General features: G+C 25.8%; 6 protein-coding genes. All 6 read right to left on the reverse strand.

Features of this window, described 5'->3' with window-relative positions; translation table 11 throughout:
- Position 1: 1 nt before the first annotated feature.
- The 6 genes from Q0O83_RS02580 to Q0O83_RS02605 all read right to left on the reverse strand — a co-directional run bounded on the left by Q0O83_RS02580 (position 2) and on the right by Q0O83_RS02605 (position 12,920).
- The gene (locus tag Q0O83_RS02580) at positions 2–2,719 is read right to left on the reverse strand and encodes an SIR2 family protein (RefSeq protein ID WP_294093914.1); all 2,718 of its coding nucleotides are present in this window, start codon (positions 2,717–2,719) and stop codon (positions 2–4) included.
- A 148-nt stretch (positions 2,720–2,867) separates the two neighbouring features.
- Positions 2,868–3,548, reverse strand: coding sequence for a DUF4391 domain-containing protein (locus tag Q0O83_RS02585; RefSeq protein WP_294093916.1), 681 nt, complete (start codon positions 3,546–3,548; stop codon positions 2,868–2,870).
- Between the two features lie 49 nt (positions 3,549–3,597).
- Positions 3,598–4,488 (reverse strand): ATP-binding protein, encoded by an 891-nt coding sequence (locus Q0O83_RS02590; RefSeq protein WP_294093919.1) that lies wholly within the window; start codon positions 4,486–4,488, stop codon positions 3,598–3,600.
- Positions 4,489–4,501: 13 nt separating this feature from the next.
- Complete coding sequence (locus tag Q0O83_RS02595) at positions 4,502–7,714, reverse strand: helicase-related protein (protein WP_294093921.1); 3,213 nt, start codon at positions 7,712–7,714, stop codon at positions 4,502–4,504.
- Between the two features lie 114 nt (positions 7,715–7,828).
- The gene (locus Q0O83_RS02600; RefSeq protein ID WP_294093923.1) at positions 7,829–8,071 is read right to left on the reverse strand and encodes a PC4/YdbC family ssDNA-binding protein; all 243 of its coding nucleotides are present in this window, start codon (positions 8,069–8,071) and stop codon (positions 7,829–7,831) included.
- A gap of 1 nt (position 8,072) precedes the next feature.
- Complete coding sequence (locus tag Q0O83_RS02605) at positions 8,073–12,920, reverse strand: AAA domain-containing protein (protein WP_294093926.1); 4,848 nt, start codon at positions 12,918–12,920, stop codon at positions 8,073–8,075.
- Positions 12,921–13,162: the final 242 nt, after the last annotated feature.

Consider the following 13,162-nt stretch of genomic DNA (forward strand, 5'->3'; position numbering starts at 1 on the left):
TTTAATCATCTCCATTTATATATTCTAAATACGCTTCTAATATTATGTCATTTTTATTTTTTGATTTTATATAATTTTGTAGTAAACAAAGTAAATTTTTATTATTATTTGAATTTTTAATTAATTCTCTTAGTCCTTTTTTAGTAAAAATTTCAAAATCATATAATTTAAATAGAGAATAATCAAAGTTTTTTTTATCTAAAGAATAATTTAAAATATTTTGAAATTCTTTTTTCTCAATATACTTAATCACATTTTCATTGTCATAATTTTTCATATATTCTATGAATTCAATCGTTACTAAGTTGTTTAAAAGTAAATAAAAAATATTATTTAAAATAACATCTGCCGTACTTACTAAGGATTTATCTAAATCTAAACTTTGTAACTGCTCTATAATCAATTTTTCTTGAGAAAAATTAGGAGTTATTAATTCTAAATCTATCATTAATATATATGTTAACATTTCAAATTTTTCTTCTAACTTTATTTTTTCTTCGTTAACAATCTTTTGAATTAAACTTTCCTCTAAAATTCTTGTAAAATATAATCTAATCTCTGAATTACTTTTTTCTAAAAAATTTAAAATTTCTTTAGACTCTATAATTTTATCTTCTGTTTTTTCTTTAAAATGATAGGTTAAAAAGTTAATCAAATCCGAGCTCGGATTAATGAAATCTTTTTCATCAACTATTTTTAAAATTAAATCTTTTAATATATCGCTCTTTAGCTTCTTTATTATTGTATAAAGAAAATTTATAAAATTGGAAACAGTCTCTCGATACAAAATGTGACTAGAAATAAATAATTCAAAAAAAATAGTGTCATTTAAAATAGTAGTTATACATTTATTAGCCTGTTCTTCTGTTAGAGACATTTTTGATAATAAAAAAAATATCTTTTGAAGTATTCCATTTACCTTTTCTTTCGATTTTTCTGAAAAATCAAGAATATTTTTCAAACTCAGAATTAGATTTTCAACACATGATTTATCACATTTTAACTCATCTATAAAATAATCTTTAAATAATAGCTTTAAATCATTTAAATTTAATTGTATCATTAAAAAAATATCAAGATAACAAACCTTATCTATTTTTTCAAATTTTGAACCTTTACCTAAAAACTTTTTACCATCTTGAACTTCATTAGTATAAGCTATAAATAGTATTTCTAAATATTTTTTTGTAATTTTATACATCTCAAAGCTATTCAAACTTATTCCATTAAATATACAATGATTGAAAGCTTCTTTTATATAATATTCTGAATTTTCTATTACTGTCATTCCTAAATGACAACTATTTTTATTTCCTCTTATTTTATATAAATAATTTTCAAATTTTTGTTCAATTTTGCTCAAAGTTAAATTTTCAAAAATTTCTTTATATAACTCTGTCTCATTTTTAAAAAACTTTCTATATATTTTATTCAAATCAATTTTATCCTTATTTTCAAAGTTGAATCTGTGTTCTTCATTTTGAATATTTGACAAAATAAAATTATTCCAAATAATTTTCTCTCTGGGTAACTTTTGAATTTTATATTCTTCAATTACTTCTTTAGCTTTTTGAAATTCATTAAAAAATGTAAAGCCGCACGCTATTAGATAATTATTTTTTATTTCATGGATTAAATTTTCAAATTTATTTTTATCAAAAATCATTATTGAATTTACTATGCTATTCTCATATTCATTAGAAAACAACTCATTAATCTCTATTTTCTCAGGTTTATTTATAACTATATTATTAACCCGAGCTTTAAAAAATATGTCTTTATATTTATATGAATCATCCATTTTTTCTACTGTTATTCCTTTAGTTGTTATTATCCCTTCATCCGAAAGAAAGTATTTAGAAACGCTTATATCTTTTATAATTTTTTTTAAATTATCTTCTGTTATATAATTTAAATTTTCATAAATCTTAAAGTTTTCTTTCATTTCATTATTTTTCCTTCTAGACTCTAAATCTTTTAAAAATTCAGCCAATGTTTCACCTTTGTTACCATTTAAACATTCCAATGAAATCTCATTTATTAATTTATTATTATTTTCATTATTTTCAAAATTAACAAGGTATACTTTTCTAAAGTCCTCATTCAATATATCACTAATCCACTTCATAATATTTTTAACATTTATATCATTCAATGAATAACCTATAAACAGAACCGTATTTGTTGTAAATAAACTTTTTACAAATGTTGTTATTAATGGAAAGTTTTGTTCATATTTATCATAATCACTTTTTTTTAAAACAACATTTCTATTTTCTATATCGCCATGCATTTTAATTATCATTTTTTTGGATTTTGAATATGCTAACTCTTCATCTTTAGTTACCAAATCATATTCATTATTTTCATTTAATTCAGTTTCAATCAAATTATCATAATTTGTTGTTATTATATAGTCTAAATTAAGTTTACTCAAAGCTTTATGAATAAAGTTTGGTTCGTGATTACCCTTAAATGTTTTTTCTAAAATATCATAATACTTTATTTTTCCAAAATGATTATAAAATTTTTCAGGAATTTCTAACATTTCTTCAGAGCTATAATTATCTTTTTTTATTCCCATATATTCTGCATAACATTTTACCAATGAACTCCAACTAGGCAAATCGCTATTCATTGAAACTCCTGCTCCAACAAAAATAACTAATTTTTGATTTTGTAATTCTTCTGCTAAAAAATCAATATACTTTTCGTTCAAGTTAACTCCTTTCCTTACCTATCTAAAAAAAAGACCCCTATGTTACCACTTATTTCTAAGCGATATGCCTTTCGGCTATAGGGGTACGGATCTTATTTATTCATTGATAAAATTATAACTCAAAAATAAATACGTGTCAATCAAATCCCTATTTAAACTCTTTTTTTTCTTTCATTTTAGCCACTAGTTTAGTTTGAATCTCAGCTATTTTATTAAGTTGAGTCTCTTTTTTTCTAAGAGCTTTCAATTCCTCTATCTCTTTATTTAAAGCCTCTAGTTTTTCTATGTTCCTAGTATCTATGTTTGAATCTATTTTTAGAGTTTTAGATAGATTATATATTTTTATTTTTTCTATTATGCTTTCGTAGAATAGTTTCAAATTAGTTGAATTAAAATTTTTATAAATAAGTTCTTTTAAATATTCGTCATCATTGTTTATCCATAAACTATTTTGCAACTCTTCGACTTTAAAAGTATTCTCTGTAATCTCCTTTTTAGCTAAAGAGATTAGTATCTCATTTTCGAAGCCTAAGATTACAACAGTTGCTTTAGGAATAAGCTGATGTAATAGCTTTGAAACTGTATTTTCTTTTCCCTTTTCTTTTAATTCAACTTTCAAAAAGTTAATCTCTTCATAACGCTCTTTACTGTCTATATAGCTTTCAATATTTGTATTCTTATAATTTAATATATATTGGAGTCTGATTCTTTCCACATTTTCTACAAATATTCTTTTTAATTTTTCATCTGCATCTGCAACCCTATAAATTATCTCTTTAGGTACAATCTTATCTATCTTCAACTCTTTAGGAAAATTAAATATCTCCATACGCTTCGACTCCTTTATCTATTTTCTACCTATTTTTTATAACTTATAATTAAAGCTCTAATTCCATAACATTTTCTAAAATATTGTCCATAGATTGACCATATGTTAACTCATTCAGTTTTTTTATCTCTATTCCTGAACTGCTCTTTTTCATTACTCTTACATTCTCATTCTTAACACTTCCTATTATGTGTGGAGAATGTGTTGCAATTATTACTTGGTTGTTATCACCTATATTCTGATATATTTTTATTATCTTTTGTTGCCATTTTGGATGTAAAGATATCTCTGGTTCATCAATTAATATTATCGCATTTTCAGCCTCTATCATCTTAAGGGTAAGTGCTCTCATAAAAAGTTGCTTTTCTCCAGAAGAAAGTCCATTAATATCAAAAACTTCTCCAAAAGAGTTACTAAATAATGGTAAATCTTTTTCATCAGGAGTAAATCCAATCATTTTTATATCTAACTCTAACTCTTTGAATATTTTATTTGTTTCCTCTGAAACTTTATCCTTTATCTGCTTATAAGTCATATCTTCGTTATTTTTTTGCATCAGTTTTACTTTTGTTGCTAAATATGATGGAATATCTTTTACTATACTCGAATCAACTTTATTTAAAAATTTGTACTCATATTTATATTTATCACTAGCATTTTTTATCTCTGAAAAATTTATTTCTGTTGGCATATATATAACTTTAGATAATTTCTTTAAATCAGCTTCTTCATTTAAAAATTCAATTTCTGTTTCGCTTACCACTTCATTATTTTTATTCAAAAAATAATTATAAATAGCTTCTAATAAATTCGTTTTACCACTCCCATTGCTTCCAGCTATAACTATAAGTTCTTGAGCTTTTCCATCTTTATCCAAAAAATCTATATTTAAATTTTTTAATATTTCATGATTTTTTAATTGTATATTTTTAATTTTCAATTTTATTCTCCTCCTACTTTATAACTAAAAATGATATCAACTCAAAATCATCCATGTTTTGTGCTGAGTTATTTAGAATAGTTTCTCCAAAGCTGAATAAGCTCTCTAGACCTTTCTCCTCTTCTTTTCCAATTATGTTTTGAACTGTTTTTTCCAAGAAGTTAGTAAACTTTTTCATATCTTTAGCTTCACTTGTTTCTGTATTAAACTGTGCTATTAAATCTGTATAAACCTTATCCTCTCCACTACAAACTTTCTTGTAAAGATCCAAGATTTTTTTACTTTGAATAAAGTTTAGTAAAACCTCTCCATCATCTTTTATATAAACTAGGAAATAAGGATTTAATGGATTATGCTCACTTGGCTTCAATTCATTATTAATCTGTTTTAAGCAGAATATAACCCCTTTTTCAGCTTCCTCTATATTACTTTTAGCAACAGCATACATTCCAGTTGATGTATTTTCTAAAACCTCTTTATTCTTTTTCATATAGTTAACTAAATCCATTTTGAAATCATTAAATGTCAAATCTGTTATAGAGATTCCACCGCTTATGTCTTCTAAATCAACGACTTGCTCTTGAAGTTGATGTAGCTGCTTCTTTCTGTAATCTAAATCATTCATATTCTCACTGTCAGTTATTATGTTTTCCTCTCCAGTAGCAGACATATCTAGCATTACCATTCTTCCACTAACTCTAGCTTCTAAGTTGATATATTCATCCAACTCCATATTAGGCCAGAAGTTAACAAGTTGTATAACTTCATTTTTAGATCCAATTCTATCAACTCTTCCGAACCTTTGAATAATACGAACAGGATTCCAGTGAATATCATAGTTTATTAAATAATCACAATCTTGTAAGTTTTGTCCCTCTGAAATACAATCAGTTGCAATTAAAATATCAATCTCAGGTAGATTTGATTCTCCTCTTTCTTTAGATCTTGGAGAGAAGTTTGTAAGAATTGTATTGAATTCATTTTTAATACCTTTTAAAGTACTTTTAGGATTGTCACTTCCAACTACAAGAGCTGAATGAATTCCTAACTCTTCAGAACAGTATTTTGAAATATTGTCATATAGATATTTTGCAGTATCCGCAAAAGCTGTAAAGACTATAACCTTTTTATTTTCTGAATTTAGTGGAGATTGTACTTTATTAGTTATAAGTTTTTTTAACTCTAATAACTTTTTATCTCTTCCTGGATTTATTAAATAAGCCTCTTTTAAAAGCTTTTCTAAAATCTCCTTATCTTTTTCCAGTTCAGATTTCCATTTAATTTGATCAATATCTTTTAAAAGAACTTTAACTTTCTTACTTCCTATTAAAACACCATCTAATCTATTATCATCTATATCAATCTCTTCAATATCAAAGTCTTCTACAATATCTTCACAACTATCTAATTTTTGTAATGCAGAATCTATATTTTTCAGTAACTTTGAAACTGTTAATCCAAATGAGTAAATAGAACTTTCCATTCTTTTTAAGATATTTATTCTCATTAGGTGTACTAAACTTTCCTCTCTATCCACTTGCTTAAATACAGACTTTCCAGTTTTAGTATCATATTTTTTACTATATTCATCTATCTTACTAGGAAGAACATATTTAATAGAACAATAGATTGCTAAGTTTAAACTTCTTATCAATCTATTTAAATCTGGAAGAGGTATAAACTCGTTTAATTTATCTATGTCAGCTTTTATATTTATTGGTTTCAATCTTTCAGGGAATTTACCAATACTTGATGTATCATAATACTTTTGAATGTGTTTTCTAGATCTAGCTATAGTAAGCATATCTAAAAGTTTAAAATAATCCATCTCTAAAAACTCTAAAAGAGTTTCTAACTTCTTTTTCTCTTCAGGTAGATCAGACCATCTGTTAAAAGCCATTTGAGCTTTTCTTAAAGTTTGCTCTATACTTTTTATTCCATGAATATTAAGAGCTGCATCCTCTCCCTCTGTTGCAAAAGCGATTTGATTTTTCAAATCGTTCATCTTATTGTTAACAGGAGTTGCAGAAAGCATCAGAACCTTTGTTTTAATACCTTTTCTAATAATTTGATTTAATAGTCTAGAATATCTAGTTTCTTTATCATCTTTTTTATTATTGTTATTTCTAAAGTTATGTGATTCATCTATAACAATTAGATCATAATTTTCCCAATATATTTTCTCTAAATTTATTTCACCACTATATCCAGAGTATCTAGAAAGATCTGTATGATTTAACACATCATAGTTAAGTCTATCTTTTTCTAAAACATTATCTTTTCTATTTCCTTTATATGTCAGCCAGTTATCTCTTAACTTTTTAGGACATAGTACAAGAACTCTGTTGTTTCTTGATTCATAATACTTTATTACAGCAAGAGCCTCAAAAGTTTTACCAAGTCCAACTGAATCAGCTAAGATACAGCCGTTATATTTTTCTAGCTTATCTATTGCTCCTAAAACGCCATCTTTTTGGAAATTATATAGTTTATTCCAAACAACACTCTCTTTAAATCCAGTTTTACTTTTTACAATATCCTCTTCACTTAGATTATCTAAGTAATCTTTAAAAATATTGTAAAGAGTAACAAAATAAATAAATTCTGAAGTGTTTTCTTTATAAACTCCCTCTAAAGTTTCTAATAGTGATTTTTTTACATCTTTAACTTTTGAGGTATCGTTCCAAAACATATTAAATTGGTTAACCATTTGAGAGGTATACATGCTGTTTTTAACATATGTATTCATTTCAGGTTTAGATGAGGCTACTAGTCCAAGTCCTCCAGAAGTGAAATCTGAACTTCCAATAATACAAGAACTTTCCTGTTTTTTATTCTCCATCAAATACATTTTTTGTGGAAGAGAATACTCTTCATCATAAGCTCTAACTTCTACCTTATTTCTAATCCAATCTGCACACTCTTTAGCTATCTCAGATTGTTTAAGTTCATTTTTAAGGCTCATTTCATATCTATCCCCAGCTAAGCCTCTTTCGTAACTTCCACTTAATTTAAACTCTCTGTTTATATCTTTTTTATCTTTTATAAAAGTTGGCTCAGAAAAAAGTAATCTTAAACTTTCTATTTTCCCTAACTCTTTTCTTAAGTGCTCATAGGCATAAATAGTGAAATATGCTGAGATAATAGAAACCTTTGTTCCTGATCTCAGATCATCCTTCAACTTATCTATAACCCTTCCATTGGTTTTATTATCTAAAAACTCCATCAATTTCTCCCCTAATAAAATTTTTAATTTTACTTAATTATAACACTTTTTGATATTTCTTTTCAAATTTTTAACAAAAAAATAGAGTGTGTATTTTCTCACACTCTCTTCACTTTATATATTTTCAAGTATTTCTAATTCTCTCTCTATCAAATCCTTTAATTTTCTTAACTCTTCTTCTGTTAATGTTATTCCTTTCCCCATTTTTTTATGTTCAGGATCCCAAGTTCTAATATCATACTTTGGTTCTTCTCCATTCCAACTTATACGAGTTAATTCTTTTTTCCACCCCTTACTTCCCTCTGAGAGAATTCCCAATTCATTTAAAATTTCAAATTTTAATTCTTGTTTACTCATTCTAAGCCTCCTTCATTTTTATTCTCCAAGCTTTTCTATTTCCTGTAGCTTTTGCTCCTCTTTTATCAAAAGTATATCCATAGTTTTCAGTCTGTAAAAACATCTCTACTTTTCCTTCTATTTCAGGAGTATAGATAATCCACAGCAATCCAGAACTCTCATTATTATCGATATATTCTATCTGGTGTTCATTTAAAAAAGTATATATGTTCTTTTTTTCTATTTTTTTCATCTCTTTTTCAAACGATAAATTTAATTGTAACTCCTTGCTATTATTTAAAGTTTCTATAATATTTTTTTGAATTCTTTCAACTTTTTCTGTTTCTTCTAATCCTAGGTTTACTTCTTTAATATCTAAAACATTCTCTTCTTTCACATCTATAATTTCAGGATTTTTATAATTCTCTCTCCATTCTTCAAGAAGTTCTAAAGATCTATTTTTTATTTTATTTGTAATCTCCATCTCACTTTCTGTTTTTACAGCTCTAATATCCTCTGGATAAATCTCTCTTTTCTCCAACTCTTTTATCACATTTTCCATTGTTAAATCTTTATTTCTAAAGTATTTACTTCCTCTTATTCTAATAAACTCCCAGCCACATCTCTCTAGTACTTCTTGACGCTCCATATCATTTCGAATTTGTTCTTCACTGCTATGCCATCTATCTCCATCACATTCGATTGCTACTCTTTTATTTCCATAAGAAATAACCATATCAATTCTATAGGCACCTACCTGCCATTGTTGTTCAATATTATAATTTCTAGCTGAAAGATACTTTGCAACCTCTTCTTCAAAAATAGAGTCTGATTTTTTTTCAATATTCTCTCCTTGCATAAAATAATTTGGATTTTCTGCAAATTCTAAAAGTTCTCTTCTTATATCATCATTTTTTAAATCATTTAATTTATCCAGAGAGTGTACTATCCACATCTGATTTTTTGCTCTACTTGTCGCTACATTATATCTTTTCTTTACTGAACCCTCTGCCCCATCACCTGTTTTTCTTAAAGGTCCATCCTCGTTTAGATTACTATCAACCATACTCAAAAATATAACATCTCTTTCATCTCCTTGAAAATGACTTGCATCTCCACAAAGAATATTATGTTTTTCTATTTTAGAGCTCCCTACTTTTTCTACCAGCAATTTTTGAATTACATCTACTTGCTCTTTTCCTAACAATGATATTACTCCAAATGATGAATTTTCATATATTTCTTCTTCTAAACAAGCACAAATCAAACTTACAATCGCTTCAGCTTCAACTATGTTAGTTTTACCATCTACTCCTCTTTCTCCTAAGACCCTATGATTTATAACAGCTGGTTTTAATTTAGAGCTATTAGCTTCTCTTAAAGGCTTTATTTTGTAGTCATATGATGTTTTATTGCTATATGAAATAATTTCTGGAACACATCTAAAATGTTCTCTTAGCATTAAAGGTTGATATGTTGTTGAAGCAATTGAATATAAAGAGCTTTTAGTATCATATAAATCATAATTACTGATTCGTCCCTTCAAGTATTTTTCTCTCAATATATTTTCTTTTTCTATTTTTTGCCCTATTCCTAGAGGACTAACTTGCTTATCATCTCCAACAATTATTACTTTTTTAGCCATATATAATAATACCAATGAAGAAATATCCGATTGACTAGCTTCATCTATTATTACTATATCGAATTTGTTTTTAGCAGGATTTAAAGTATCAATAACTTTACCCATAGGCATTATCCAAACTGGCACAGCTTTTTGACAACTTGATATTTTTTCTTTTGCTTGAGCTCGATACATTTCAACATTTTTTCCTGTTCCTTTACCCATTTTTTCAATTGTTTGCTTCCATCCTCTTAAAGCTTGACTTATTAATAAATTATCTTTTCTCTCTACAAAACATAAAACATGATACCATGATTTTTTTTCAACTAATTTCAATGTCAATCTTTTCAAATTTAAAGACCTTTGCTTTAGTTGTTCTTGCAATTCTTCATAAGGCTCTTTTTCTAATTCCTCCATTTTTTTCGAAAGTTGACTCCATTTCCAAACTTCGTAAATATCTTCAATCTCTTCTTCGAAAGTTCCATTTTTTAAACTCATACAAAAATCCCTTGCTACAACTTCTATTTTGTTTAATAATTCGTGCTTTTTATTATATAGCACTCTTTTTTCTGACGTATTTTCTAATATCTGTAACCACCTAGCATACTCTTCATAATTCTCATTATAAATAGCCAACCTAATATTTGTTTCAATCATGGATGATTGCTTTGAATTTTTCAAAATTAAACTATAATATGTCGCATATTCTTTCTTTACTTTTAATAAGTTCATTCCAGCTTGAATTACCTTCAAGGTCTTTTCTAATTTATGACCTAGACTACAAATCATTTTGACTTGTTCAAACATAAATTCTGTTTTTTTATTATCTAAAAGATAGTCTATATTTAAACCTGCATCTTCTATATTTTTTAAAAAAATTTGCTTTTGATTTTTATTCCATTCTAGGAAATAGTTTAATTTATTTATGTAATTATAGGCATATTCTAAAAATTCATCCCCTTCTTTCTTAGAAATTTCATTTATTTTTATCAATATATCCCATTTTTTCTTTAAATTTTGCTTTTCTTTTTCTATCTCTAAAAAGTTTAAAACTAATTCACAGTCTTCATTTGTTACTATTTCTTTTCCATTATAATAAATTTTTCCCTTCAAATTATCTTTTGCTTTTTTTAAATTATTTTTAAACAAAAAACCCGGATTTTTTAAGGCTTCTTTAAATTTTTTCAAAAGTTCTATTCCTTCTGAAATGTCTATAAAATTATGCTCTATTATCTTATCAAAATATATTTTCCTACTTTTATCAACCAGATTATAAACTTCCTCAATATTTTTTATCAAATCTTTATAAAGATCCTTTTTTGAATTCTCATTACATCCTACTAATATAATTTCAAGTTGCCATTCTTCTATTTTTCTTAATTCCGAAGGAAGTAATTCATCTTTATAATTATATCTTTCATACTTTTCTAAATCTGCAATTTTTTCTCCTTCAATATACAAGATTTCCTCTTGAAAATTAAATCTTTTTTCTTCGATAATTTTTATAAATAAATTTTCTATATCACTTTTTTTATCTAATAGTTGCTTAAATTCATCTTTATTTTTAAAAACTTCTAACTCTGTTAAACCATTTTTTATTTCAGTTTCTTCTTCTTTTGTTATTTTGTTTTTATAATTATATAAAAATTTGAACTCTTCATTTGAGATTGGGCATGCTTTTCCTACTGCTACTTCTCCTGTTATTTTATTTAATTCCTTTTCATTTTTTCTTAAGTAGTCTCCAATCTTTTTTACAGAAAAACCCTCGCCATTATAAACAATTGATTGATTTTCTTTATACTTTATTGAATACATTTTGTTTTTTATCTCTTTTAATTCATTATACTCGTCCTTTCTTTTTTCTTCTAATATCTTAATTTCTCTTTTTAATTCCTGCGAATCTAAACGTCCTATATTTTCTGATATCCCATCTACCGAACGTTTCATATCTCCATTATCATCATCTAATACAGATATGCATAAATTTTGAATTTCTTCAGGTATTTTATCTTTTAAAACCTTTAGTGCTTTTTTAGTCTGACTTGTCACTAAAACATTTTTTCCTTGTGCTAAAAAATGACCTAGTAAATTTGCAATCGTATGAGTTTTTCCTGTTCCTGGTGGACCTTGAACTATAACTGCATTATTTTGATTTATTCTTTGAGCTATTTCTATTTGCTCTTTATTCGACTCCTTTACAAATAAGATATCCTCAATAGGAGTTACTGATTTAGTATCTTTCTCTTGAAAAGTTTTTTCTGATTTTACAATTCCTACTAATTCAGAAAGTTGAGTTGGTATATTTTCAAACTCTTGTACATCTTTAATTATTTCATCTATAGTCTTTAATATTCCATTCTCCCTTTTTCTTATAAAGAAAAACGGGTTACTTTCTATAATTAAACTATTTTTTGTCAGCGATTGCTCGTTTTCTACATCTTTTATATATATTCCATCTTTACTCAATTTATGAATAAATTCTCTAAAAAAGCCACCTATTTCTACCTCTTTACAAATAGAGATATCTTTAATCTTTTTTTCTAATTCTAATACCCCTGTTAAATCAACCTCTTCTTCATTTAAAAAATCTGTATAAAGCATTATTGGATTTTTATCTTCTAAATCGGAAATTAATATTTTATTATTTTCTGCTTCAAAATTAATTCTTACTTTTTTTAATAAAATTGGATAGCAAATTCCACTTAATTCTTTCCTTAATATTCCATTTCCTAATAGTAATTCTAAATTTTCACTATCTCTATTCAGTTCTAAATATCTAATATAAAAATTATCAAAAACATCTCGAACTTTTTGAATTATCCCTTGTTCATGAGTCCATTTTTTTCTTTTTTCTATCTCTAGTTCCAGTTTTAACAATATCTCTTCTGGAATTTTAAAAATTTCACTAACAACTTCTTTATCTTCTACTCCAACATTTCTTTCAATCTCAATTATCTTTTCTGATTTTATAGTTATCTTCGATCTATAATCTTTCCAATCTCCAACTATCCACTCTACTAATTCATTTTCTATAAATAATGGTTTCAATAAATGAGGTTTAGTTATTTCTAAAAAAATTCCATCTTCGTCAAAATTAACTTTAATGCTTTTATGCTCTGGTAAATTCTGTAAAAAATAACTCCATTTTTCTTTTTCTATATTTTTTAAAATATTTCTTGAATTTTTACTTATCTCTAAAAGGTAACTATATAATGATATTATTTTATCCTGCTCTTCTACTTTCATTCAAGACCCCTTTTTATATAAAATATTTTTTATTTAATTATAGCACTTTTTTATCTTTTTTTTCAATTCTTCTATTCCTATAAACAAACTAAAAAAATAACTTAACAAATTAATTTTCTCTCTAAAACCATCTATAATCAAGACTTTATAGAAATTTTTCAAACACTTTTTTTGACCCACACCACTCTTTCTAAAGCGATATTTTTTCACCCATATCTAGAATAAGCCTCTTTTTTTAGCAA

The sequence above is a fragment of the uncultured Cetobacterium sp. genome (assembly GCF_945952365.1).
Lineage (GTDB): Bacteria > Fusobacteriota > Fusobacteriia > Fusobacteriales > Fusobacteriaceae > Cetobacterium_A.